At 48.2% G+C, this 24732-nt stretch carries 24 protein-coding genes and 1 tRNA gene; 3 read left to right on the top strand and 22 right to left on the bottom strand.

Annotated elements, in window-relative coordinates; genetic code table 11:
• Positions 1-15 precede the first annotated feature (15 nt).
• The 7 genes from typA to IPG80_RS02160 all read right to left on the bottom strand — a co-directional run bounded on the left by typA (position 16) and on the right by IPG80_RS02160 (position 8335).
• Positions 16-1875, bottom strand: a complete 1860-nt coding sequence (typA, locus tag IPG80_RS02190; protein ID WP_345102187.1) for a translational GTPase TypA — start codon at positions 1873-1875, stop codon at positions 16-18.
• Between the two features lie 149 nt (positions 1876-2024).
• Positions 2025-2804 carry a hypothetical protein gene (locus tag IPG80_RS02185; protein ID WP_345102184.1) on the bottom strand — a complete coding sequence of 260 codons (780 nt, stop codon included), beginning with the start codon at positions 2802-2804 and terminating at the stop codon, positions 2025-2027.
• A 48-nt stretch (positions 2805-2852) separates the two neighbouring features.
• Positions 2853-5642 (bottom strand): hypothetical protein, encoded by a 2790-nt coding sequence (locus IPG80_RS02180; protein ID WP_345102181.1) that lies wholly within the window; start codon positions 5640-5642, stop codon positions 2853-2855.
• 79 nt (positions 5643-5721) lie between these two features.
• Positions 5722-6462 (bottom strand): polyprenol monophosphomannose synthase, encoded by a 741-nt coding sequence (locus IPG80_RS02175; protein ID WP_345102178.1) that lies wholly within the window; start codon positions 6460-6462, stop codon positions 5722-5724.
• Positions 6463-6471: 9 nt separating this feature from the next.
• Positions 6472-7326, bottom strand: a complete 855-nt coding sequence (locus IPG80_RS02170) for a response regulator (RefSeq protein WP_345102174.1) — start codon at positions 7324-7326, stop codon at positions 6472-6474.
• Positions 7327-7341: 15 nt separating this feature from the next.
• Positions 7342-7977 (bottom strand): 4-vinyl reductase, encoded by a 636-nt coding sequence (locus IPG80_RS02165; protein ID WP_345102171.1) that lies wholly within the window; start codon positions 7975-7977, stop codon positions 7342-7344.
• 10 nt (positions 7978-7987) lie between these two features.
• Positions 7988-8335, bottom strand: coding sequence for a roadblock/LC7 domain-containing protein (locus tag IPG80_RS02160; protein ID WP_345102350.1), 348 nt, complete (start codon positions 8333-8335; stop codon positions 7988-7990).
• A 288-nt stretch (positions 8336-8623) separates the two neighbouring features.
• On the opposite strand from IPG80_RS02160, the gene IPG80_RS02155 reads away from it, so the two are divergent.
• Positions 8624-8697: transfer RNA gene (locus IPG80_RS02155), tRNA-Asp, on the top strand.
• 248 nt (positions 8698-8945) lie between these two features.
• Here the strand turns inward: IPG80_RS02155 and IPG80_RS02150 are convergent.
• From IPG80_RS02150 to IPG80_RS02080, 15 genes are all read right to left on the bottom strand, one after another.
• A complete protein-coding gene (locus IPG80_RS02150) occupies positions 8946-9260 on the bottom strand; it encodes a DUF4190 domain-containing protein (protein WP_345102168.1) in 315 nt (104 codons plus the stop codon).
• A 9-nt stretch (positions 9261-9269) separates the two neighbouring features.
• Positions 9270-11063 (bottom strand): DUF2779 domain-containing protein, encoded by a 1794-nt coding sequence (locus tag IPG80_RS02145; RefSeq protein ID WP_345102165.1) that lies wholly within the window; start codon positions 11061-11063, stop codon positions 9270-9272.
• Between the two features lie 13 nt (positions 11064-11076).
• Positions 11077-11781: a DUF429 domain-containing protein gene (locus tag IPG80_RS02140; RefSeq protein ID WP_345102162.1), complete on the bottom strand. Its 705-nt coding sequence runs from the start codon at positions 11779-11781 to the stop codon at positions 11077-11079.
• 475 nt (positions 11782-12256) lie between these two features.
• Positions 12257-12436 (bottom strand): hypothetical protein, encoded by a 180-nt coding sequence (locus tag IPG80_RS02135; protein ID WP_345102159.1) that lies wholly within the window; start codon positions 12434-12436, stop codon positions 12257-12259.
• A gap of 123 nt (positions 12437-12559) precedes the next feature.
• Positions 12560-12868 carry a restriction endonuclease subunit S gene (locus IPG80_RS02130; protein ID WP_345102156.1) on the bottom strand — a complete coding sequence of 103 codons (309 nt, stop codon included), beginning with the start codon at positions 12866-12868 and terminating at the stop codon, positions 12560-12562.
• Positions 12869-12915: 47 nt separating this feature from the next.
• Positions 12916-13518, bottom strand: a complete 603-nt coding sequence (locus IPG80_RS02125; protein WP_345102153.1) for a hypothetical protein — start codon at positions 13516-13518, stop codon at positions 12916-12918.
• A gap of 108 nt (positions 13519-13626) precedes the next feature.
• Entirely contained in the window at positions 13627-14154 is a 528-nt protein-coding gene (locus tag IPG80_RS02120) for an N-6 DNA methylase (RefSeq protein WP_345102150.1), read from the bottom strand.
• Complete coding sequence (locus tag IPG80_RS02115; protein ID WP_345102148.1) at positions 14141-14452, bottom strand: N-6 DNA methylase; 312 nt, start codon at positions 14450-14452, stop codon at positions 14141-14143. The genes IPG80_RS02120 and IPG80_RS02115 overlap by 14 nt, the downstream gene beginning before the upstream one ends.
• The gene (locus IPG80_RS02110) at positions 14355-14852 is read right to left on the bottom strand and encodes an N-6 DNA methylase (RefSeq protein ID WP_345102145.1); all 498 of its coding nucleotides are present in this window, start codon (positions 14850-14852) and stop codon (positions 14355-14357) included. Before IPG80_RS02110 ends, IPG80_RS02115 begins: the two co-directional genes overlap by 98 nt.
• A complete protein-coding gene (locus IPG80_RS02105) occupies positions 14849-15088 on the bottom strand; it encodes a type I restriction-modification system subunit M N-terminal domain-containing protein (protein ID WP_345102142.1) in 240 nt (79 codons plus the stop codon). Before IPG80_RS02105 ends, IPG80_RS02110 begins: the two co-directional genes overlap by 4 nt.
• Positions 15089-15712: 624 nt before the next feature.
• Complete coding sequence (gene hsdR / locus IPG80_RS02100) at positions 15713-18832, bottom strand: type I restriction-modification system endonuclease (protein WP_345102139.1); 3120 nt, start codon at positions 18830-18832, stop codon at positions 15713-15715.
• A 352-nt stretch (positions 18833-19184) separates the two neighbouring features.
• Positions 19185-19940 carry an MBL fold metallo-hydrolase gene (locus tag IPG80_RS02095; RefSeq protein ID WP_345102136.1) on the bottom strand — a complete coding sequence of 252 codons (756 nt, stop codon included), beginning with the start codon at positions 19938-19940 and terminating at the stop codon, positions 19185-19187.
• Positions 19941-20047: 107 nt separating this feature from the next.
• The gene (locus tag IPG80_RS02090) at positions 20048-20314 is read right to left on the bottom strand and encodes a hypothetical protein (protein WP_345102133.1); all 267 of its coding nucleotides are present in this window, start codon (positions 20312-20314) and stop codon (positions 20048-20050) included.
• The gene (locus IPG80_RS02085) at positions 20299-20886 is read right to left on the bottom strand and encodes a hypothetical protein (protein WP_345102130.1); all 588 of its coding nucleotides are present in this window, start codon (positions 20884-20886) and stop codon (positions 20299-20301) included. The genes IPG80_RS02090 and IPG80_RS02085 overlap by 16 nt, the downstream gene beginning before the upstream one ends.
• Before the next feature lie 288 nt (positions 20887-21174).
• Positions 21175-21636, bottom strand: coding sequence for a hypothetical protein (locus tag IPG80_RS02080; RefSeq protein ID WP_345102127.1), 462 nt, complete (start codon positions 21634-21636; stop codon positions 21175-21177).
• Positions 21637-22280: 644 nt separating this feature from the next.
• Here IPG80_RS02080 and IPG80_RS02075 point away from each other — a divergent pair.
• Both IPG80_RS02075 and IPG80_RS02070 read left to right on the top strand, forming a co-directional pair.
• A complete protein-coding gene (locus IPG80_RS02075) occupies positions 22281-23834 on the top strand; it encodes a PD-(D/E)XK nuclease family protein (RefSeq protein WP_345102125.1) in 1554 nt (517 codons plus the stop codon).
• A 32-nt stretch (positions 23835-23866) separates the two neighbouring features.
• Positions 23867-24685 carry a helicase C-terminal domain-containing protein gene (locus IPG80_RS02070; protein ID WP_345102123.1) on the top strand — a complete coding sequence of 273 codons (819 nt, stop codon included), beginning with the start codon at positions 23867-23869 and terminating at the stop codon, positions 24683-24685.
• The last annotated feature ends 47 nt before the right edge of the window (positions 24686-24732 follow it).

The following is a 24732-nucleotide window of genomic DNA, read 5'->3' as shown; positions in this document are numbered from 1 at the left end:
CATGGCTCTTGAGTTCTATTCGTCACCAAATTGTTCTTTTGACTTCTTCGTTTGCTTACCGCGCTCATCTGTATTTAAAATACGCTTACGGATTCTAAACGATTCGGGAGTCACTTCGAGCAACTCGTCATCAGAGAGATATTCGATCGCCTCGTCGAGGGACATCTGGCGCGGCGGGGTGAGGCGGATTTCCATGTCACCGCCGGAAGCGCGCATGTTGGTCAGATGCTTCTTTTTACAGACGTTGACAGAAAGGTCAGTTCCGCGAGAGTTTTCGCCGATCACCATGCCTTCGTACACCTCAACGCCAGGTCCAACAAATAATTCTCCACGCTCTTCTGCGCTCTTGAGTGAGTAAGCAGTAGTCGTGCCTGCCTCCCAGGCAACAAGTGAGCCTCTTGGACGCGAAGCCATTGCCCCGCCAATTTCATCATATCCATGAAAAATGGTATGCATAATACCAGCACCGCGTGTTGACGTAAGGAATTGATAGCGGAAACCAAGCAAACCGCGCGTTGGGACAATGTAAACCATGCGCGTCATTCCCTGACCCGTATCCTGCATATCCATCATTCTGCCGCGTCTACTTCCAAGCATCTCCACAACTACACCAACGGTTTCAGCACTGGTTTCAACATGGACTTCTTCGTACGGTTCTAGCAACACACCATCGTCGGCTTTGTGATAAATAACCTCAGGGCGGGAGACTTGAAATTCATAACCTTCGCGCCGCATGGTCTCGATCAGGATACCAAGATGTAACTCGCCGCGCCCGGAAACCAGGAAATTCTCTGCCGACTCAGTTTCTTCCACCCGCAAAGAAACGTTGGTGCGCAGCTCTTCAAACAAACGTTCGCGCAGTTTGCGTGAAGTTCCCCACTTCCCTTCTTTACCGGTAAACGGAGAGGTGTTTACACCAAAAGTCATACGGACGGTCGGCTCTTCCACTTTGATGGTCGGCAATGCAACAGGGTTCGCCGGGTCCGCTAGAGTTTCACCGATGGCTATGCCTTCCAAGCCTGCCAATGAGATAATGTCACCGGCTTTAACCTCGCCGATCTCAACCTTGTTCAAACCTTTGAAAGTATATAAGTAACGAGCACTCTCAGGTGCAACCGTCCCGTCCAACTTCATGCGCGCCATTTTTTGACCCGCTTTAATGGTGCCCGCAAAAACACGCCCAATGGCAGTCACACCACGGTAATCGTCATACCCCAACATGGTAACAAGCAACTGCAAAGGCGCGTCAGGGTCCACTTTAGGGGCAGGGATATGTTTGAGGATCACATCGAACAAGGGCTGCAGATCAGGGCTCAGTTCAGGAGTAAGCCCCGCCTTGCCCGCAGATCCTTGGGCATAAATGACCGGGAAATCAGCCTGCTCTTCCGTTGCACCCAACTCGATAAAAAGATCAAAAGTCTCATTCAATACGCGAGACGGCTCAGCGTCTCTGCGATCCACCTTATTGATCACAACGATGGCTTTATGCCCCATTTGAAGCGCTTTCTTCAATACAAAGCGCGTCTGCGGCATGGGTCCTTCTGCCGCATCGACAAGCAGGAGCACGCCGTCCACCATATTCATAACACGCTCCACCTCGCCACCAAAATCGGCATGTCCGGGAGTGTCTACAATATTGATCTTGATCGGCTGATTGGTAGTGGGGTCCATCAGGCTGATAGCTGTATTCTTGGCAAGGATGGTAATGCCACGCTCGCGTTCAAGGTCATTGGAGTCCATCACACGTTCTTCTACGTGCTGGTTCTCACGGAAGGTATGGGATTGACGCAGGAGCCCATCCACTAATGTGGTCTTGCCATGGTCAACGTGGGCAATAATAGCAATATTTCTGAGTTCGTTTCGTTCGATTATCATATTTATTCCATTTTGAAAGTGTCAATACTTGGGCACAATAAGTCCTCGACCAGGGTTGGCCGAGGACAAGGTCTTAGGCTTGAGGCAAGTATATTATCAGATTGGCTTGGTTTTGAGTAGGGGGAAGAATAAATCTCTTATTCTAAAAACTAGGGTGAAGGCAAGATCGTGACCCGGGATGCCTGTACCCACGCAGACTGACTACCATCACCAGGCAATGCTACTGACAACCATACGCTATCCGAACTTTGAGCCAGAATGTTTACCGAACCACCCGCCACAAGCACGGCCATTACAGATGATGTTTCAGACGGTTCTGAATAAAGTTGGACATCATCCGTACCAGAGTTGACCGCCACATAACCTGAAGGGCTGGGGGCTTGCGTCCCAGCTGCAGGGATCAAAGGAGTGCTGGTTGGCAATACAACCACGGTCAAACCCAGCAAGCGCGCATACTCGATCGCATATTGATTATGCTGCTGCCGCGAAAGGGCGATTCCTTCCCGCAATATTTCAGGGTCAGCGCCCCCCAAAAAGGCAACTGTAGTCTCGATGACAGTATTCATGTGAGCCAATTGAATTTTCTTTAAGTCTGTCAAACAGGCAGGAACAGACTGATCCTCCGTATCTCTGCGAATTCTCTGCATTTCCGAGATAACATCGGTTAATTGATTTATGGGCGCATTCGCTGCTATTAATGAAGCATCATCAAATTCCCGCATATGCTTGTGGATCTTCTCCACCTCGACAGGCAACCCTTCAGCGCTGCACGGATCTACTACCGTCGGGGACGCAGCAACAGCCGTACCATTTGGAGAAGTCTGCGAACTGCAAGCGGAGATCAGGAAGGTTAGAATTATAAAAAGCATGCCCGGTCTTTTTTTCAACATAAACCAGATTTCCTCACCATTTACAAAATTAAGCGGCATGTGGGGCGCATTTGGTGCGCCCCACATGCCGGAAAAACTTCAATAATCCTATTTTTTTACAAGCACAAAGATACCCGGGAAATTCGTTTCAAACTGAAATTTCCCATCCGGCGTAATGAAGCCGCTGTTATAAACAAGGCTGCCATCTGTGAACACTACCGTGGAAAGTTCCACCCACGCAGTCCCATTCCAAAATAAAACTGACAGGTTTGCGCCAAGTAGGTCAGCCGGTACAGGAAAGGACATCTGCAATCGTCCATCAACAAATGGAACAACACCATTCGTCAACAACGCATTTAATCCAACGACAAATGTACTCCCTTCAGGCAAAGCTCCGGGCAGCCCGTTGGAGTCTCCAATAATCGTCATACTTGCACTACCCGAAGCAGGGCAAATATAAGTAGCTGAAAACCCATTTACAAAAGATAGAACAACTCCGCTATTCGTGGAGCAATCCAGGAGTATGGGAGAACTCAACCCTTCATTACCAAAAGAGATAATATTGAAAGGAAGGGGAAAAGACGGCAAAAACGACTGGGAACTGATCGGCTGGGATGAATTTGAACCTCTGCCATCATTATCTCCATTTCCATTGCCGCCGCTAGCAGGAACTGGACACGGATAACCCGAATCGGTGTTTAGCACCGTATTCAACCCATAAACAACATAATCGCCAAAACCGTTATTGGAAAACGCTACACTATTCAAATTAACCGACGTTGGATCCAACGGATTCCCCGTCAACCAATCATTAAACCCGACCTCCAAGCCATACTCACTGTTATTCGCCGAATAACTACAATTGATGGTTACGTCGCCATTTGCTCCAAGCTTCATGCCATCCCCATTATCACCGCCCACACTGACTGTGTTCTCGATAAAAATATCATTGGAAGCCTGAATGAACACAACATGCCCTTGATAGATAGTGTTGTAAAAATAATTCGAGCCGGCAAGATAAACAGAGCCATTATGCGTCTCCAAATGCAACCCGCCTGTCATATTGGCGTATATATTTTCAGCATAAATCTCACCATTCGAAAGGATAATGAGCGCATCTCCGCCTGTATTTATAAAAGAATTATTTCCAGCAACAACAGCATCCCCTGTATCAAGACTGGCAGAAACTCCATTCCAGTCTGTATTATTAACATTCAGGTTTTCCAGGTATAAATTTCCGCCGTTCTGAACCTGAAAGCTGGCACCAGACACTGAATTGGCATAAAACTGATTAGTACCAGTTACAACAACATCACCAAAAGTCGATACCACTTCAAGCCCAGTTCCGCCTACGTACCCCCCGCCTAACTGGTTCCGGTCTGCGGTGATATTATTAAGTACAACATCGCCATTCGAATATATACCAAGCCCATTCCCACCAAAAGCGATACTCCCATTATCTGAAAAACTACTATTTGTTCCATCCACATACACAGACCCGGTACCTGCACCAAAACAACGCCAATACCAATTAGCAGGGTCCGGGTCACTATCGTCATAACCCCAGTCGCAATTGTCTAAAACTACGCCACCAAAGTCATTCCCTGTGGCAGATACATTATCCAAAACAATATCTCCCTGAGTATTGACTCCCAAGCCCAACTCAGTTGTATCATGGATAAGAATACGGCTGATCGAAACATTCCCGCCCCATCCGTATATATAAATAGGGTTCGCAAACGACGAAATACCAGGAGTGTTCGCACTACCAGAAATACCATCCCAACCACCCTGAAGTGCCAGCGAGTACGCCTCCCATCCGGAAGTAGCTGAGCCATCAAGGTCAACTGTTGCCCCGGTTAAATCAGCTCCTTGTTCTATCCAGATCGTGCCATCCTGTGCAGGCTCATTTAACAAAAGATGGGTTACCAAATCACCAAGTGTGGCAAAAGAATTTGTACATCCTAAAGCGCCTGGAGTAGGTGCATTCGCCCCCGGGCACCAAACTGGGTCGCGAATAACCGCCGGTTCAACAGGCGCTACTTCATCATTCAACACAACTTCAACTGGAGCATCCAAAGATGGAGCAGGTTCACTTAATACTTCTTCTGTTTCCGGCGCAACTTCAACCGCGACTGGGGCATCGGCTGGAACCTCCGCCACTGGATCAACATTGACCGCATAACTCGGGTCAGAATCAACGATATGCGCCTCAGCCACAGCGCCGACAACGGAGCCCGAACAATCGGCATTTTCCACCCCTGAAGCTTCACCTTCCACGCATGGCGCAACAGCGTTTGCTTGAACGTTTGGGTCAACATCAACAACATCGACCATCTCATCCCCCACTTGAATACCAACAACTGCATTCTCGCTTTCTTGAAGCAGATCGGACGCTTGATCAGCCGAAGGCATTTCTGCTACACCAGCTGCCTCAGCGCTTGTTGTCTGAATATAGATTGTTCCATCTTGAGAGGAATTCGAGGAGGAAACATCAACAAGCAGGTCCCCAATACTTCCATAAGACCCCGAGCACCCCGCTTCACCCAAACTTGAGCCATCAGGGCACCAAACCGGTTGCCCATTCAACAAGGCATTTTCGCCTTCAGGAGTTGACATTTGGACAGTCTGCCCTGCCTCATCAATAATAACCACATCCACCCCTTGACCCTCGCTGGCTGGCTCAGGCGGCAAAGCTTCTTCTTGACTCACCGGTTCTGATGGAGGAACATCATCAGCCGATGCGCGAGTGGGTACAAGCAAAGAAAACACCATTGAAACAATGATGGCAAGAATTGAAAAAGAATGCCGTTTTTGAGACATAACGTTCTCCTTGATATGAATAGACCAATTATAAGCCTGAATTTTAAACGAAAAAACTAGTGAAATAATGCGCAAACTTAATTATAAACCCACCAGGTTTGTCCTACTTTACAAAAACGCAAACTCAATACCCCCCAATACTCTGAGCCCAAAACTACACCCTTGCAGCCCTACCTGACTTGCGTATATCGCGATAATTCCACCAAACCTGCCACACTCGAATAGCTGCTTCAGCTTGAATCTTAAAGGACATTTTAGACTTTCCCCAGCGTCTATCCGCAAAATAGATTGGAGCCTCACCGATCTTAAATTCAAGACAATGTGCCAGATAGATCATTTCGACTAAAAAAATATAACCACTCGATTGAATACGTTCAAATGGAATTTGCTTCAATGTACCACTTCGCCACATTCGGTACCCCGTTGTAACATCATGAAGCGGCAACCCTAATATACTACGCGCATAAAAATTCCCAAAAGCAGAAAGCCCCTTACGCCAGATAGTCCATTTTTTATCTACTGAACCACCTTGCACATAACGCGACCCAAGGACTACATCATTCGTTTCGAGAAGCTTCACCATATCGACCAAAACGTTTGGGTCGTGAGAAAAGTCGGCATCCATTTGAACAATTGCTTGAGAATCACCCGCCAGTATTTTTTGGAAACCATTCAGGTACGCTGAACGTAATCCCATTTTTCCGGGGCGATGGAGAACCTCGATCCGGTTCGCGTGCTTTTCAGACAGCTTCTCTGCCAGTTGCCCTGTACCATCCGGGCTATTATCATCGACAATTAGAAGGGACAAATCAAGTGGAAGCGAAAATAAAGCGGAGACCAGGTTAGGAAGGTTCTCCGCTTCGTTATATGTAGGAATGACAACCGTAATTTGCAAACCATGCTCCTATGGTTTTGAGTTCATTAACTCAGCTTTAATCTGAGCCACATCCCCTGCTCGATTTTTCAATGAAGCCATCTCGACTATTCTAACCCCAAGACGGTTTGTCCGTTTGGCAACCTGATCACGGTCTTTAATAGGGTAAAAATATTCAACCGACTGATCCAAGCGAGAGCGGAGTTTGTCATTTAATGCCGCCAAGTTGGAAGGAGGAACCACTAAAATGAATTCAGTAGCGCTTAGATGTCCAAGAAAGTCTTCAGGGCGGCTAAATTCACGCATCGTATTGACGATCATCAAACTGACCGCCCGAAGCACATCGTCGGAAGCGACAAACCCATAAGATTCTCTGAATGCCCCCATGTTCTCGATTGAGATGTACAACAGGGAAGAGTTTTCCTTTCCAAGAACCTCGGAAAGTTTTTCGTCTACAAGCGTACCTTCAGGAAGCCCGGTAACAGGGTTGGTCAACGATCCCTGACTTACACGTTTTAGAGCATTTCGTACACGCAATCTTAGCTCTTGAACATCAAAAGGCTTGGTAATGTAATCATCAGCGCCAAGCTCCAGTCCTTGCAAGCGATCTGCGCGATCCCGTTTTTCGGTGAGAAAAATAATCGGAATAGTAGCAGTTCGTCGGTCAGTACGGAGGCGGCGAGCAACTTCATAACCATCAATATCCGGAAGGCGGATATCTAAAATAACCAAGTCGGGGTTAACTTGTAATGCAGAGCGCACACCATCCTCCCCCCAATTTACGGTGAACACATCGTAATCCTGGGTGCGAAAATACGCCGTCAACATCTCGGCAACATCAGGATCATCTTCAACTATGAGGATCTTCGGCTTTGCGTCTGCCATGCTCAGACCTTGTTATTATGAAATTGGTTCTTTTTGAACGATGAACTCACAAACCGGGTCGCCCATCGCAACGCATTTGGATTCGTTGACACGGAATTCGTTTCCGCCAGAAACCCATTTTAAACTTTCCTGCAATAAACCAGTGGAAATAAAACAAACTGGCTTATCAACCGCTGAACGTCCCCAACAACATGGGCATTTATGGATTGTCCACACCCATTCGGTATCTTTCTCTTCCACTGTGGTCTGTTGGTCGCTCAACTGGGAGAATATTTTGGCAAAGGCAGGCAAACCAATTCTGAGCTTGGATTGAAGCGGAAGAACAACGAACGCCAGATCTGCTGCACCAGCCAATGCTCCAAAGTTTCTAAGCGCGTCGGCAAACGTTGCTCGTCCAGCGCGCAAGGCAAGACCGCGCCCACCACGAGGACCATACATTTCTTCAAGAGCAGACCCGATGGCGGAAAGTTCGGCGAAGTCAAAACCTTTATCCAAATTATCAGGGGGATAGTTTTCTATATAGTGACTTAACCCAGCCAGGTTAAGAATAGCGTTCAAACCATTCTTGCCCATCACCTCTTCGAGAGATTTGATGGTGATCAAGCCAAATTTATTCGGGTAATACAGACCAGCATTTTGGACGGGGCTCATAATAACTCCATTAAATCAACTTCGCCAGATCTTCAGCGGCGCGTCGCATATCAAGGAAGATCAGGCCAAGCCTGGCCTGTTCACGTACCAAGGCGGTAAGAACTGCTTCTTCACCCACCGATATAAGGACAACATAGCCCTTCAACCCCTTAATATAAACCTGTTCGAGTGAACCACGGCCCAATTCGCCAGCGATTCTTTCACCCAACGAAAGCATCGCCGCGGACATGGCTGACACACGATCTTCTTCCACACCTTGTGGCAGGGCAGACGCAATGCTCAAGCCATCCACACTTACAATCGCGGATGCTTCAATGTCGGGAGATGATGCCTGTAGCTCACGCAAGCGATCTACCATTTGCTGTGTACGGTTCTTAGACAAGCCAGCCCTCCTTGAGGATTTTTTACACCCAAGGGAATAGATATAATAGAAAGTTGCCTTGGGGCATAACAAAACAATTTTAGAACATGGTATTCATTGTGTCAAGTTCGAGGGTGTCTAGTTTACAAAAAGGCAAGGCAAAACAGGCAAATCTCCGGGTAATTGAGGGTTTCATTCCATTTTGAAAACTGCCAAACTATTCACGCCTACTTTGTATTGACATGGATATAGCCTCATGGTAAACTACTGCCCGCTTAACTAATTGGTCTCGTGGTGTAGCGGCCTAACATGCGGCCCTGTCAAGGCCGAGATCGCGGGTTCGAATCCCGTCGGGACCGCAGAGCGTAACTCTGCGCAAAGAAACCCCGGTTTCTGATGAAGAAATTCATCGGAGCCGGGGTTTCTCGTTTTTCCTTCCCCACCGGCTCCAGGGAGATCTTATGACAACCGGAAAAATACCTTCAGACGAAGAAGCATTACTTAGTTTGGAATTTCTCACGGTCGCACAAGTTGCGAAATGGGTGCGCTCCGAACTCGTGAGCGGCAAAACATGCACCATCCCCTCGCATGAAAACATTATTGCTCTCTATTGTCCTGATGTGGCGAACATTGCAGCGAAGAAACCAAAGTAGGCAATGACACAACAGATCGAGACGACGGTCAGCCCGATCTGGATCCAGCCCATAATGATCCCCGCGGTTGCCATCCCGTCTCCTGAGGCTTTGGGAGGAACGGAACGGGTTTCTTTTCTCGCTTCGTGCCCTGCCCAGATCGCCACGATACTGGCAAGGAAGGGAAACAAAGTAAAGCCAAGTATCCCCGCGATCAAGCTGACGATCGCTAATGTGCTGCTGGGCAGCAAGGTCATATTGTTGCTTTGATTGTAGTTCGGTTCGTTCATAATGATCTCCTATTTTTTATTGAGCTTTTCCTGCCAATGCCAATAGATCATCACCATTGCCAGGGTGTCGAGCTTGCAGTATTCCAACAGCAGATGCTTCCATTGACTGCGCATCGCCTGCGGACCGTACAACATCGCCTGATACGCCGTGATCGCCCCGGTGCCCTCGTTCACCACAGCAGCCTGCCCGGCGATCTCCAACGGCGGCAGGGATTTGTGCGGACTGAGCAGCTTGCCATCTTTTTCCTTCACATATTGTGGATAGCGTTTTCTCAAACCCTCATTGGACTGCCAGACCGCATCCAGCGCCTTCTTGATCGAGGTCCTGCCTTTCATCACCGGGTGGAAGTAATGTTTGAGAGTCAGGTCGTTCATATCCACCAGACGACCATCCGTGATCCAGTCCAGCCAATCTTGCAGTTTAGCATTTTCATGGCGTCCATTCATCTGGGAGCGGATCTGCTTGAGAATGCTGTTCTCATGTGTCGCCCACATGTAGACCGTGCCGCTGCGCCCAAGCTGATGCATCAACGACTCGGCAAATGCGAAGTTAGGATAAGCATCTTCGAGGTTGATCCACTCCGTATGGATCGGTTCGGCGCCTGGTGTTTCAATAGAATGGCAGCTCCATTGAAAAGCCACATTCTCGAACGGTCGCATGCCTGCATGATAAGGGACTGCCAAACCGGAAGTCTCAAAGTCGATGAAGTGCAGCGGATAGGCATGCGAGGCAAGAATATCGCCCAGAGCAGGTTCGATCCATTCGGTCTTGGATTTGGAATTCCGCATCTGAATTAACTGACGCTGGGCACGCGGACCCATTGAACCGTCTTTCTTGCTGAGAGCGGATTCGGGCAGGTCGTACAGGCTGGTCTTGCCCGCCTCGATCAACGCCTGCACTTCTTTGACCTGGCTGCCATAATACAACTCAAGGATGTGCGGGTCTGGGTCCGCCAGCGCACCCCAACACTCATGAAAACCGTTCTTGAGTTCATCTTCCACGCGATACTCGCAATCTTTGCAGGCGAAGGAGATTGGTACGGGGAGTTTGGTGAGTGGATTGAGGCTCTTGATAAAGACCTCAGCGGCAGCAGAAACTTCGGGGAGCAGCTCGCCAACCTCACTGTCCACAGTGATGCGGGTTAGGAAGTGGCTGCGGCGCAGTTCGTCCACATCCCCGGTGAAGGTGAAGCGGGCACGCGGATATCCGCTGTCATCTTCGGCGATCTGATTGAGGGCAAAGAGTGAGTGCAGTTTATCGATGGCGGTGGTCTTGGTCTTGTCTGGCATCATCAGTTCGCAGGTGAGCGAGGATTGTGGGAAGAGTTCACGCAGGATGAGTGCCTGAAAGGTGATGTCTTCGAGGTAGGGCAGCCAGCCCGAAGCGATGCCGCCACGCTTTCCGCGCAGCGGATTTTCTTCACCGGAGTCGAAAGACTTGGCTTTGACCTCGATCAGGGTCAGGGCATCGCCTTGTTTGATGAGGATATCCGGGCGGGCGAACTTGCCTTTGCTCTCAAAGGCGGCTTCGAGCAGGACGATGTTTTCCTGCTTGCAATACTCCTGGGTCATTGCCACGGCTTTGTCGTGATCGGGTTCATCTACCAGAACCGCATCCGCGAAGAGCAGGCTGGCGATCGCGCCGATCATGTATCCGCCTTCGGCAAGCAGTTCGATGTACTCATCCTCTTCCTTGGTGGACGGGTATTTGTTCATGCGGTAGTAGAGCTTGGCAGCACAGGAGCGCGCAACCTTGTAGTCAGTCTTGGAGATGGAGAGTTTTTTATCCGGTTTTGTTTTCACTTGGGCTTCCTGGCTAATATACGATTTCCATGCGTAGCCCTTTAGAATCCACTTCAGGGAATTCTGGAAGCGGCCGAGCTACTCCTTGATATATTCGTTCAGCAGTCCACAGCGCAGCGAAGGCATCCAAAACATCATCGGGCTGAGAGGACAGCTCTCTCCTTGCTTCTAATGCTTGGAAAACGCCATCTCCAAATATCGGAGTGAGTAAAGCCAGCCTTTCCTGGCGTCCCGAAGCGGTTTTTTTACTTTGAAGCGGAGTTCTTGCTTCGTTCATAAAATGAAAACTCACTTCTGGATGCACTTCCCGAACTTGACTTTGAAGATTAGGGGCAGACGACATTACAGCGTCCACTTCCCGGATTTTCGGCAGAATGGCGTATGCCTGCCTGGACATTCTTTTTCCTTCAATACCTTCCCTGATGGAGCAGGCTTCCAAGTAGGAAGTTGATTTGAGTACCTGCTGAAGTGGAGCGGAGAAAACAGAACTGCTTCTGACTGGACCAAGAACCTTTCGCGCGGACTGATCGCACAATCTGCCACCTTTTTCTTTGAGTCCAATCGGTATATCAATGGCGAGAACTTCCGGGAAGTCTGTACCTTTGAGGATATCTTCAAAAGTGCGGCATAGACGCCAGGAGATATTTCCTGACTCTAGATCCTTTGAGACCACCACCCAGCCGCCCCTGCATCCGTCTGCACCTGAAATGATTTTCATTGGTTATTCTTTTTTCCTCACCACGCGGACAATTTCGCCAGGGAAATCATCACCGCAATAATATTCATCATTCATATTCCTGAGTAACCTATTCTAAATTTATATTTACCCATCCCTCACTAGCAGACATGTACAATCGCACAATCTTGCAAGTGTTTGAAGGTTTCACATTAAGCCCTTTTTCTCTCTATCTTCCTGCCACGCCCTACAATATCAACAAAAACCTAAACAGCATCTCTTTTGGGCGGCATAAGAGATTCCTTATATATTCTATACATCAAGTGCGCATGGGCATGGTCGGGATATTGCTCAAGCACTGCATCTAGCAACACAAATACCAATGGGCTTTTTCCACACGAAAAGATTTGGTGAGCAGCCTCCAGCAGTAGATTAGCCGGTACACGGCATTCGAGGTTATTTGAGTGATCAGACATCTAGATATCCTTTCTGAATATATAATTTTTTTATTCCGCCTTCATCCTTGCTCTTGACTCACCAACTCCCCGCGGAACGCCTTCGCCAGCAGGGACGGGGTCAGCCGCTCGACATGCTCGGACGCGGACGTGTAGCGGGCTTCGAGACGTTCGGCATAGGCAAACAGTTTTTCGACCCGCCGCACGATTTCGGCTTGTTCTTCAGAGGTGGCAAAATACAAGGCAGTTCACGCACTCTTTGGCAATTAAGCGCTTGCGGACCAGACCCACTACCAACTCGGCGATTGGCTTCATACACGCTCTGAAGCCAATACCAAAGATACTTTGAATTAACTAACCCGTGGTCAAGAACAATAGCCGCCATATTTTGATTTATCAGTAATATCTAATATAGCCGTTTGTCCTCTTGTCTTACCTTCACCTATCATAGCCAATAAAACAGTTCCCTTTGGCAAAAGCCTGACCGAACTGTTTTTATAACCTTCTTGTGTAATTTGTTCTCGGGATTCTTTGATAATAGAGTTTCGAACTTCACCAGAACTTATCCAAGGAATATCACCATTCCAATAACTGGGAACTTTGCGTGACGGTGTACTTCCATTGCAAACTAACCCAATGTAATCAATGGATGTAAAAGCCCAAGATTCAGGCAAGTCACCATTAGAAATAAAATTGGCAGATAAATTTTGTAACAAATCTTCTAAATGCTTTCGTTCCGTTTGGCGTTGCGCATTGGAAAGAGCTTCGCTAAAATTCTTTGCAATCTCCCCATTTCAACCTCTTTTTGCTCCTCCCTCCAATCCTCCGTCAAGCGACCTGACGCAGCCGCCCGCAAGCACGGACTGGCGGGAAGCGTTTGAGAATTTGCGGGACGCGCTCCAGATGAGTCTGGCACGAGTCCACGCGGGCGAGCAGGGATCGAGTTTTTCGGCAATGCGTTTTGTTCGTCGAGCGGGGGAAGTGGAATTTCATGTTCCAGAACATATTGCTTTGGAACTCTTTGCTGACCAACTGCGCCTTGCATTACTCGTGCGCCATCTTGAAGAAAATTATATGTTTTGAACAAAGCAAGTAAATATTTCGGATGGAGTAATTCTTTTCTAGGACGACAAACAAAATACTCGGTGCTTCCTGCGCCTATTCCATTTGGAAGACCTTGAACGATTCCACCTTTGCCATTTTCGAAACTTGGCGTAATTCTTGCAAGCAAAACATCACCATCCGCAAAATGGGTATATCCTTTTTTTATTTCAGACCAACGCTTCTTTTCAAATCCATGTTTGTCAAGATAGCGTTTTCCCATAAGAGATGAAGAGGAACAAAGCCAACTTCAGTATTGTCGGGAACATTATTTTTAGGAGAAAAATCAATAACATCGCCGATTAAAGCAGTTGTCCAATTCTCAGGCAAATCACTCACTGCCCACCTCACCGCCCAATTCAATCAAAATACTGCGGATTTCAGCCATCGCCGCTTCTAGTTCGCCCAAGGCTTCTTCTGCCAGGGCTTCGGGTTCGGGCAAATCTTCAGTGGCGGTTTCAGAGTCATCTTTCAGCCAGGCAATATCCAAATTGTCGCCGCGCTCCGCTATCCAGTCCCGTGTGAAGCGGCGGAAGTGTCCCTCTTCGCCAGTATCCTTGCGTTTCTTCAAATTCTCGCCCAGCGAATTATCGCCAAACGCCTTCTCGAAATCCCTGAAATACTCGCGTGTGAATTCAGTCCGCTTGCCAAAGTTCGGCATGTTGGCGCGCATGTCGTACACCCACACTTCCTTCGTGTTGCCCTTATCGCTTTCGCCGCGAGTAAAGAACAGTACGTTGGTCTTCACGCCCTGCGCGTAAAAGATTCCCGTCGGCAGGCGCAAAATGGTGTGCAGGTTGCACTTGTCCATCAAGTCGGCGCGGATCTGTCTGCCCGTGTTGGCTTCAAAACAAGACATTATCAGGCAGCACCACCGCGGCGCGTCCGCCCGCTTTCAGCCCGCGATAGATGTGCTGTAAAAAACGCAAACTGCTTGTTGCTGGTGGGGAAGGTGAAATCATCACGCGTGGGCAAGCCGCCGCCTTCTTCGTCCCAAACGGCGGATTGGTGAGGATGAGCGTGGCTTTGGGCAGGGCGGCTCCCTCAGGCGAGAGCGTGTCACCATAGCGGATACCTGCCGCGGCGGGGTCCGACTCGAGCCCGTGCAGCATCAGGTTCATCAACGCCAGACGGTGCGTATCCTGCACAAATTCCATCCCATAAAAAGTATTGTGACGATATTTCCTGCTGCGACTCCGTCCACGAATCGGGGTCGCTATTTTCTCGGATATGCCGATTGGCAGCGATCAGGAATCCGCCCGTGCCTGCTGCTGGATCTTGAACAGTATCCTCCAGCGACGGTTTCATCATCGCCACCATGCTGTCGATCAGCGGGCGCGGCGTGAAATACTGCCCCGCGCCAGATTTCTTCTCGTTGGCGTTCTTTTCAAGCAAGCCTTCATATAGATCGCCCATGCCTTCCTTGCGGGCGTTGTACCAATCCAGTTTATCAATCTCCGTCACCAAAATCGAAAGCGTGGTCGGCTTGATGAACGAACTGGCATTCGCGAAAATCTCACGCGTCAGCAAGGAACCGTGATCGCCCAAATGGATCAACAGCAGTTTATAAATCCCAGCCGCCCAGGCGCGCTCTTCGTCTCCAGATCATCCCAGCGATAGCCTGCAGGCAAATTCTTTTCGGTGTTGGTCTCTTTTGCCATTTTCAGGAACAGCAAATAGGTCAGCTCGGTGACATACTGGTGGTACGTCACGCCATCGTCTTTCAACACGTTGCACAAATTCCAAAGTTTGGCAACGATGTCTTGGGTTACGTTCTGGGTTGGGAGGGTCAAAGTGAGTTTCCTTTTTTTGACCACAAAGGGTCACGAAGGAAAAACCTTTGTGTACCTTTGTGTTTAACGTCTTTTAGATTTTGTCTTCCAGAGCGACTTATTGTATAATAAAAGTGCCAGTGGATACGTCCAATGGTCAAAAGCGTTTTGATCGCTCATCCTGTCTCGCGAAAAGTAGCCGACTGTGGCTGCCTGCCCTCCATCTATAAGTGATGGATCGGGCTAGCGAGGCGGGTTATTTTAATGATATTCAATCAACCTCACAATTTTTCCCGCAATCAAATCATAGGCTTCGCTCTGGTTACGCGAGTCGCGCCGCAAAATGGAACCCGCCACCAAATCAGCAATTTGAATCAGCGCTTCTTGCTTCGAGCGCCGGGTCGGGAGGAGTGGCAATGACGGTAAACACTACATAACGCGACGCGCCTGTTTCGAATTTGAAACTGAAAGCGCCCGATTAATCACCTGCAAAGGTAAACGTAATCATCCAATCATTCCTTCTTCCAGATCAAATCATTAAAACGTTTCGAGCGTATCCAGTAACTGCCCGTCAAACATTTCTATCCAGCCGCGCAAAACCGCCGCCATCGCGGGCAAAGATCAGGTCAGGGTCATCGAGGTGCGTCACGATCCACGATCACATTCGCTTTGGTTTGCGCTGCAATGCGTTTTAACCAATCCTTTTGTGGGGTCGTCCATGTTCGTGCCGCCAGCATTTTCTGGTGTGCCCACTCCACCACGCTCATCATACGGCACAAGCGGGTCACCCGTGGCAATGTGGCGAATAAACCCAACAATGTGCGCCGCGATCTCTTGATTAGTCATCTCGCGCCAGGCGATCGTCACATTCGTTTCGCTAAAGCCCGCCCTGTCCAACTCCATCGCCAATTCACGCAACTGCTTGCGAGTCAACTCACGCGGGCGGGTCAGCACCGTCAAAAGCGCGGGAATTTCATCACGATGGGTCTTGATAAACTCACCAAATGCCTTCAAATAATCTTCGGGCTTTTCGGCGCTGCCATAGCCGCGCTCCACGCCCAAAAACTGATCTGGATGTTCGGCAATCAAAATTGGTTGCTGGCTAGGGTTGATCCGGTCAAGGATTTCTCCCAATGCGGGATTTTCCGCAAACCAAGCCGCCACCTGATCGAGCGGCATTTGCCTCAACTCCCGACCAAACGCTTCTGGGCTCAAGCCTGCAACGGTTTCAAAATCCCGCGCATTTTCCTCACTCAGGCGGCGCTTCTTTCTCTGGAACTTGGCAAGAAATTGCTGTCTGAGAAGTTGCTGCGCTTTTTCATCGCTCTCACTGGTCAGTTCCGCCATCAACTGGCTGAAAGACAAGTTTGGGTCTACCACTACAGGCTTCATGGTAGTCACATCTTCCAACGCATCATACAATCGCACCGCATCGAACACCCGGAAGGTTTCCTTTTCCACTTCGGGGCACAGGCGGGTGGCGCGCCCCAACATCTGCTCGAATAAAATACGGCTGTTCACGCGGCGGAGAAAAACCAGGTTGCAGATTTCCGGCACATCCACGCCTGTAGTTAGTAAATCCACCGTCACGGCAATGGTCGGGTTATGTTCGTTCTTGTAACGTCGAATCAAGCTCAATGGCTTATCCGCCGTGCCTGTGATCTTCACCACTGCATCATCGTCCACGCTGCCATATTGGTCTTGAAAGGCTTTCTTCAACAAGTCTACGACCAGGTCCGCATGTTTGTCGTTCACACAAAAGATCAATGTCTTTTGCTTTGAATATGGGTCGATCTCCTGCGCCAGATACTTGCACACTACCGTATTGAACGGCTTGGTGATGACCTTGCGATTGAACTCATCCACCTCCAAATGAACTTCATCAGACATGGTATGCAGTTCGATCATCTGGGTGCGTGGGTCAAAGACCCTCACTTCTTCGCCTGCCTTCCATGTAATGCCATCTTCCAGTAACTTTGTCTTGATCTGAATCGGTGGCTCGTGGTCGATCAAATATCCGTCAATGACGGCTTCACGATACGTGTAAGTATAGATCGGCGCACCGAAGATCTGTGTGGTTTGCAGGGCAGGTGTCGCCGTTAGCCCCACTTTGACCGCATCAAAATACTCGATCACCCGCCGATACTTCGAGACGTAATCTTCATAACTGCGGAAGGTCATTTCCGTGTCTGAGAGTTCACGGTCAAGTAAATATCCGCGGTGGCATTCGTCCACCACAATACAATCATATTGATCCACTGTGGGAGTTGTCGCATTCTCAGAGGGATACAACACCCGCTTGACCATTCCCTGCACTGTGGCAATATGAACGGCTGTATCGCCATCAGGCGTGGTTTCGTTAAGTTCTTTGATACCAAAGATATCCGCAAAACTTTGAATGCTGTCCATGCGGGTATCTTTGAAAGCATTTGCCGCCTGTTCGCCCAAAGCTTCGCGGTCAACCAGGAACAGAATTCGCTTGAAACGCTGTGTCTTTAATAGGCGATATATTAATGCAATACAGGTCTTGGTCTTGCCTGTACCCGTTGCCATTGCCAGCAGCATTTCGCGGCGCCCTTCGGCAATGCCATTTTCCGCGGCGCGGATGGCTTTTCTTTGATAATCGCGCAGGGTGAAACCATAATCGAACGGCTCCGCCTGCAATTGCTGGTGTGCGGCAGCTTCATCACGTTTGAGAAGCTCCTTCAAACCTTCAGGCGTGTACCATCCATCTAATGCATGCCCCAAATTGGTTGAACGCCTCAAATCCACAAACCAGATTCCGCTTTGGGTTTCCAGTTGCTTCAAGTATGGTCTACCATTGGTGGAGAACGCAAACGGAACATGGTACTCGCCCCATGCGCCGCCTGGTGATTGCATTTCATTTGTCAAGGTAAAGCCGCGGCTATAGCGCTTGGATTGAACTAACTTTGAGGAAACATCCACATTTATACGCTTGGCTTCCACCGCCGCCACAGGCATCAAACCGATGAACAACACATAGTCCGCGGGTCCGCTGGCAGTGGGGTACTCCGCAATCGCCAAATTCCTGCCGCGCTCGGGGCGCGTCCCCTTGTTGTAGCGCAGGCGAACCGTGTCTGCTTCCCAGCCTGCCGCGCGCAATTGTGCATCAATGATCTGGCGTGTCTGCGCTTCATCCAGAAACATCAACTGGCTGGCGTTGACTGCCGCCTGACGATATTTCTCGAAAGTGGCAGATTTCTTCTTTGTCGCTTCTGTTTGCTGCTTTTGAAGCAAGGCTTCTACTTTGGCGTTTGCTGCTTCCACCTGTGTAGCGAGCTGTTTGCGTTCTTCTTGCAGTGCATCTGTTTCATTAATTACAGAAGGTGGAACAAACTCATCCGCCTTGAAGTCTGGCTTTACAAACGTGCGTTGAAACCAAACACCCAACTGCCATCCCATTTTCAGGATATTCAGCGCTGTTGCCTGATCTCCCTGATTGGCATGATTCGCGGTATTTCCAAAATACCGCAACTGGTCAAACAACTGAAAAATGTCGCTTGGTAGAACTTTCTCATCTCTCAAGCGACGCAACAATTCATATTGGCTTTCTTCTCGTTCTGTTGTATATACCCCCATCTGTGTAGCAACATGCTTTACAAGCAATTCCCCAAACTGCCGCATCTTGATCAGGCTGGTATTTGGGTCGTCAGCATAATATTTTTCGGCAAGCGAACCTAAACGGGCAAGTTGCTCGTTGGATTTATTAAGAAAATCAAAATTGGAACGATTTGCGAAATTCATATATTCACAGAAATTATTATGCAAAACAAAACCGCCCGCGCAAAATGGCTTGCGCAGGCTGTGGGTGATTAATCACATGCCATCCCCATCCGTTGCGCCATCGTGCGCAGCGTCCCTCTCTGTTTGAGGCTACTGTCCGTTGATGATATTCGACCGTAAGGGTTTTGTCAATTTACAATCGTCATCCCTTTGTGCGTCAGGGTTTGCGGCGTTATTTGCCAAAAAACACAACAGCTTAGGGAGATAAGCCCTCTTTTAAAAGATGACGTACAAGGTATTTGTACGTCAGCTTACGAAACGAGGAATTCAATCCATATTTACATACAAGTTCCAACCAATTCGAGCGACCCACTCACCAAGTCATCAGTTCCCCATCCGCCGGTATGCTTACCTGGTTGGCTACTTTGGCTTTTGCTAAATGGTCTGTCAGCGCCTGCCTTGTCAAACGACAGTGATTGATGGCTTCTAAATGAACAGCAACAATTTTTGCTTGCGGCGCTGCCTGACATACTTTGACTACATCATCGGCAGTCATCGTAATGGGGGCTCCCACATTGAGTTGTGCAGCCCCGGTGTTGAGGACGATCACATCGGGGTGATATTGCTCTAAAACCGCTTGTACCATTGGTTCCCAGATCGTGTCGCCAGCAATGTAGAGCAGCGGTTCCTGGTTCGCCTTGATAATGAAGCCAGACACGTGTCCCATTGCGCTCCCAAGAATGCCTTTACCATGTCTGCCTTCTGTTCGAAAGAATTGTAGATTTTCCACAGTGGCAGGCGAGGATGTAACAGGAATCACCTGGGTAAAACCATAGCCTGCAAATTGTGCTTGATCAGCAGGTTGACAAATGAGAGGGAGCTGTTTCGGCAAGCGGTCAATTGCAACGGGGTCGAAGTGATCAAAGTGAGAATGGGTGACCACAAGGATATCTGGTTGAAGCAATGTTTCTACGGCACAAGGCAAAGGCACCATGGGATTTCGTGCAGCAGTTTTTCCAAAGGTTTGGGAAGGATAAACCCTTGGCTCTGCCAAAAGAGGATCGATCAATAATTGTTGACCGGCAAATTCAACTTGAAGAGTTGCGTGGCGGATTAAGCGCAATTTCATTTACAGTCTCCAGGTGAAAACAATATCTCATTCCAATGCAATTATTGAGCGGGCTAACCGGTTTGCGGCTAGCCCTCAACGTTAGGCGCACGCTTTATTGGATTGCACTATTTAGGGGGAAAAATAATATCATCAACTAAGAGCTTGCTACCGTTTTCGTTTTTTGCACTTATATACTGCAAGTTTACTCCATGCAGTATATAAACATCAGCAAATTTGGCATTGTTAGGCGCTTTGATTTCTCCACTTTTTTGCTCCCAAAGATTTGTTCCCCATTCGTCACCAAATCCCCATACCATAACTCTATTGCCTAATTCTGCATGGCCTTCATCGTACCATTGTACAGAGATATGAGGATTTATAGCGCGTTCCATTTTAACCAAACCGAAAATATATAATTTTGATTTTCTGTAACTTCTATATGTTGACTTAACCCAGCCCATTGAAAGTTATCAGAGGGGGATAAACTTTGAATTGAATATAAAGCGTATTCTCCTGAGTGCCCAATTTGTAAAAACCCCATAGTGCCGTTTATTTTCCATAAATCGCTATCAAATTCTTTTTCAAAACCGTCATTTATCGAGGAATTAAGAGCGACATCTTGTGGCAATAAAGTAGCAGGAATTTGGTCAAGTGTTGGGGATGAAATAATTTCAACTGGTTGAACAGTATTTATGGGAGATATACTTGTGGCAGGCGTTTGCGGGGGAGTTGGAGGCGATTCAATAACACTAGTCCATAGTATGGCGACTCCACCGATAAGCATTCCCGATACGCCTATTATGGTGGTTTTTCTTCCTGATTCAATTTTGAAGCTTATGTCCTTTCCTTCGCCGCTTCTAATAACACCTAAACCGAAAAGTAAAAACAGAGTTCCACCTAAGAACATGAAGATACCGACGAAGGCGATTAGTGATGTTTGCGTTGTTATCTGAAATTCTGGCATAGTTTACGACCTTTTAGTTTTTGGATTTTCCATTTGTCTGCCCAACGGTTTGCGCCATCGTCCTAGTAGAGGATACCTCCACTGGGGCGGGGACGGCGAAGCCGTCCAGCCAGAAAAATGATAAGGGGTGTGAAACTGTTTGAGATTTGCGCACACCCTCCAGACAGCCCTCAACGTCAGATGCACGCTTTGTTGAGTTACCTGCCTGCCAACCAAAACCTTGCCTGAAAAAACTACATATGCCAAAAGACTCGATGCAATTTTTTCAGGCGTGATTCTTGGTGTAAATTAAGCCAAGATCTTTCGCCTACTACGCGATCGTTTCAAAATCTCGGCTTCGCGCTCTTTACGAAACTGAAGCGCTTCTTTCAAGGCTTGCTTGCGTTCTTGCGGGTCGTGAAAATAGAACTTTTTACTATTCAACTTATTGGGCGGGTTATACCAACTGACATTCCAGCATGATATTTTCTCGCCTTTTCTTGTACGACTAAACGTCTCACAGATGCCATTGTAGCCAGACGTATTATTTCGAAGAGGCGTTTCCCGAAAAGGTGGTTTTTCTATGGGCGGGAATTTTATTTGCGTCTGCCGATAATAAGCCTGCGCCGCTTTTAACGCTTTATCGGAATCGCTATAAACACCATCGCTAAAGAGTTTTGTAATTACTTTAGCATTTCGATACAACCTGACTAACCAGCCAGCCCCCTTTGAGTGTATCCTGCTGATACCCCTCAAAGAGTAATTACTCATTTGTTTTTCAAATTCCTTTCATAAATCGAGAGATGAAAGAAATTATATCTGACAATTGTTCAAGGTTCTTTATGTTTTTCTTGAGATTGCCGCACGCCCTCCGGGCAGTCCCCAGTGGTAGACGCACGCTTTGCTGGGCTGCTTTACTTTTCTAGAGCTTATATCATCGAGTCTTGGGCGTGGACTGTTGCAGGCTTCCATGTATCTCAGGTACGTTTAGTTTCTGCGTTTAGTAACCACATAGTCATTTATGGATGTTTTAACATTTCAGTGCCTGTATTCCGTGAACACTTATCCAATCCACTTGCTTTGATAACCACCCCTTTTCTGTCCAAGCTCATAAGTCAGGTTACCAAAGATATTTTCTGTAGAAAATGGACAAAATCTGTATAGGTGTAAAATTAAATAGGTATGCAGCAAAAATTATAAGAATATTTTGTGGTCTGCACAACGTTCTCGAATCATAAGAATGTCACCTAATTAATTGAAGAATATCCGTTCTGTATTCATGCGAATTTCACTGTTCAATACCAGAACTGCTCTCAATGCTCGTCCTATGCTGGGCAATCGGCAACAAGAAAAACTAAATATGGCAGCACAAGACCACGTCCACGCCCAAACCCATGCTAGAATTTCAATTGAAAATGGACACCAATACCGCCCCACAGATCGAAGTCAATCAGCCCCACAGCATCTCTGTCCGGAGTCTGGTGGAGTTTGTCATGCAATCGGGAGATCTGTCCATGGGCGGATTTCAAAGGCGTGATCGCGCCCAACTCGGAACTCAAGGGCATAAACGCGTACAACGCTCCCGCCCCGAGGAGTACCATACTGAAGTAGAGGTCACCTGTCAGGTCGAAGATACCGAGCCGCCTTTAGTAGTGCGGGGGCGAATCGACGGCTTGTATGCAAGCCATGAACCGGTCATCATCGAAGAGATCAAAACAACTACGCTGAGTCTGGAACTTGTGAATGAAGATCACAATCCGCTCCATTGGGCACAAGCGCAATGCTATGCTTATATGTACGCCCGGCAACAGCAGTTAAGTGAGATCCGTATCCATCTGACCTATTATCAATTGGATAGCCATGAAGAAAAAATCTTCGAGCGTCAATTTTCCTGGGAAGAATTGGAAAAGTTTTTCACCAATTTAATTACTCCTTATCTGAACTGGTTCAGGAAGGTTCAAGCGTGGCAGATCCGGCGCGACCGATCGATCGAACAGCTTGAATTTCCTTATGCAGAATACCGCCCGGGTCAACGGGATATGGCAGTCGCAGTTTACAAGACCATTCGAGAGAAGGATCGCGCTTATATCCAGTCACCCACTGGGGTTGGGAAGACAATCGCAACTCTTTTCCCGTCCGTCAAGGCTCTTGGTCTTGGCTTGGCAGAAAAGATCTTCTACCTGACAGCCAAAACTTCAGGGCGCTTGGTGGCAGAAAAAGCACTGGACGATATGCGCCGGTCCAATCTTTATCTTCGAAGCGTGACACTGACCGCCAAAGAAAAGATCTGTTTTTGCCCACCGGTCAACTGCGACCCGGACGTATGTATCTTTGCCCGCGGGTATTTTGATAAAGTAAAGCTGGCACTGGAAGAACTTGACCAACATCAAGCCTTTACCCGCCCGGTCATTGAAGAGCTCGCCCGAAAGTATGAGATCTGCCCCTTTGAGTTCTCGCTGGACCTGGCATTGTGGGTGGATTGCATTATTTGTGATTACAACTACGTTTTCGATCCACGTGTGTATCTTCATCGTTTTTTTGACTTAAACATTGATCCATATATCTTCCTGGTTGATGAGGCTCATAATCTTCCAGATCGAGCCAGAACCATGTATTCAGCAGAATTGGACAAAGAGGCAGTGCTACAGCTTCAACGCACATTGAAACCACATGTGCCCTCCCTGGCAAAACAGCTGGGCGAGATCAATAAGATCTTTCTGGAGAAACGCAAAGCGTGCGAAGAAAATGGCAAGGAAGCGCTGATCGAGCACGAGCTCCCTGAGGATCTACTCAAGGCGCTTCGAGAGTTTAGCCGCAAGGCAGAAGACTGGCTGGTCATGAATCAAACCGCCGAGTTCAGGCAAGAGCTTTTGGAATTTTATTTCCTATGCAGCAATTACCTCCGCACCGCCGAATATTTTGATACGTTCTATGTCTCTTATTTTGAACGGCGCGGAAGTCTGACCTGAGAGCCAAATTATTCTGCCTGGACCCAGCTCCCATGCTGGCTTTTCCGCTGGAGCGCAGTCAATCCACCATCTTTTTCTCGGCGACACTGCTACCCATGGATTATTTCATGAAGCTCCTGACGGGCATTGCTGACCACCCCAAGCGTATTTTTCAATCTCCCTTTCCGCAGGAAAATGTCTGTTTATTGATCCATAACAAGATATCCACCAAATATGCGCAGCGAGCTAACTCCTACGATGCCATTGCTGAGACAATTGAAACCGTCCTCGGCACCCACGCAGGAAATTATCTGGTGTATTTCCCATCCTATGTTTACCTAAATGAGGTGGTGGAGCGGCTAAAAGTAAAAATGCCTGAAAGACAGCTTCTCATTCAGGAACGAGGCATGACGGAAGAATCGCGCGACGCTTTCCTTTCGCGGTTTTCATCCGCTAATGAGGAAGTTCTGGTCGGGTTCGCTGTGATGGGCGGTGTCTTTGGTGAAGGGATCGATCTGGTTGGAGAACGATTGATCGGGGTGATAGTAGTTGGCGTGGGTGTACCCCAATTAGGCTTGGAAAGAGATCTGATCAAAGAGTATTTTGATCGTGACCTTGGCAGTGGCTATGCGTATGCCTACCAATATCCGGGCTTCAATCGGGTGTTGCAGGCAACCGGTCGCGTTATTCGTACGGACACAGACCAGGGAATTATCGTATTGATCGATGAACGCTTTACTCATGCGAATTATCGCCATTTATTCCCCTTTCACTGGCGTGGCAATCAGGTCGTGAAAAACATTCACGAATTGAAGGATAAACTAACAAACTTCTGGGAGCAGATGTCGCCCGGCAGTAATGCCGACAGCTAAGGAGGGCTTCTCCATTTTTAGTATGGACCGTATCAAGCACTTACGCC

The organism is Candidatus Villigracilis vicinus (genome assembly GCF_016702885.1).
GTDB classification, from domain to species: Bacteria; Chloroflexota; Anaerolineae; order Anaerolineales; family Villigracilaceae; genus Villigracilis; species Villigracilis vicinus.
Note: the sequence above shows the minus strand (reverse complement) of the source record. Positions and strands in the feature narration are given on the sequence as shown.

What these genes read in the sequence shown, in the direction of transcription:
- IPG80_RS02070 (WP_345102123.1), top strand. Translation starts at nt 23,867, where the DNA reads ATGCTGGCTTTTCCGCTGGAGCGCAGTCAATCCACCATCTTTTTCTCG.
- IPG80_RS02125 (WP_345102153.1), bottom strand. Translation starts at nt 13,518, where the DNA reads ATGGGAAAACGCTATCTTGACAAACATGGATTTGAAAAGAAGCGTTGG.
- IPG80_RS02075 (WP_345102125.1), top strand. Translation starts at nt 22,281, where the DNA reads ATGGACACCAATACCGCCCCACAGATCGAAGTCAATCAGCCCCACAGC.
- IPG80_RS02165 (WP_345102171.1), bottom strand. Translation starts at nt 7,977, where the DNA reads ATGAGCCCCGTCCAAAATGCTGGTCTGTATTACCCGAATAAATTTGGC.
- IPG80_RS02085 (WP_345102130.1), bottom strand. Translation starts at nt 20,886, where the DNA reads ATGCCAGAATTTCAGATAACAACGCAAACATCACTAATCGCCTTCGTC.
- IPG80_RS02140 (WP_345102162.1), bottom strand. Translation starts at nt 11,781, where the DNA reads ATGAAAATCATTTCAGGTGCAGACGGATGCAGGGGCGGCTGGGTGGTG.
- IPG80_RS02150 (WP_345102168.1), bottom strand. Translation starts at nt 9,260, where the DNA reads ATGAACGAACCGAACTACAATCAAAGCAACAATATGACCTTGCTGCCC.
- IPG80_RS02170 (WP_345102174.1), bottom strand. Translation starts at nt 7,326, where the DNA reads ATGGCAGACGCAAAGCCGAAGATCCTCATAGTTGAAGATGATCCTGAT.
- IPG80_RS02185 (WP_345102184.1), bottom strand. Translation starts at nt 2,804, where the DNA reads ATGCCGCTTAATTTTGTAAATGGTGAGGAAATCTGGTTTATGTTGAAA.
- IPG80_RS02080 (WP_345102127.1), bottom strand. Translation starts at nt 21,636, where the DNA reads ATGAGTAATTACTCTTTGAGGGGTATCAGCAGGATACACTCAAAGGGG.
- IPG80_RS02115 (WP_345102148.1), bottom strand. Translation starts at nt 14,452, where the DNA reads ATGGAATTTGTGCAGGATACGCACCGTCTGGCGTTGATGAACCTGATG.
- IPG80_RS02095 (WP_345102136.1), bottom strand. Translation starts at nt 19,940, where the DNA reads ATGAAATTGCGCTTAATCCGCCACGCAACTCTTCAAGTTGAATTTGCC.
- typA (WP_345102187.1), bottom strand. Translation starts at nt 1,875, where the DNA reads ATGATAATCGAACGAAACGAACTCAGAAATATTGCTATTATTGCCCAC.
- hsdR (WP_345102139.1), bottom strand. Translation starts at nt 18,832, where the DNA reads ATGAATTTCGCAAATCGTTCCAATTTTGATTTTCTTAATAAATCCAAC.
- IPG80_RS02120 (WP_345102150.1), bottom strand. Translation starts at nt 14,154, where the DNA reads ATGTCTTGTTTTGAAGCCAACACGGGCAGACAGATCCGCGCCGACTTG.
- IPG80_RS02160 (WP_345102350.1), bottom strand. Translation starts at nt 8,335, where the DNA reads ATGGTAGATCGCTTGCGTGAGCTACAGGCATCATCTCCCGACATTGAA.
- IPG80_RS02090 (WP_345102133.1), bottom strand. Translation starts at nt 20,314, where the DNA reads ATGGAACGCGCTATAAATCCTCATATCTCTGTACAATGGTACGATGAA.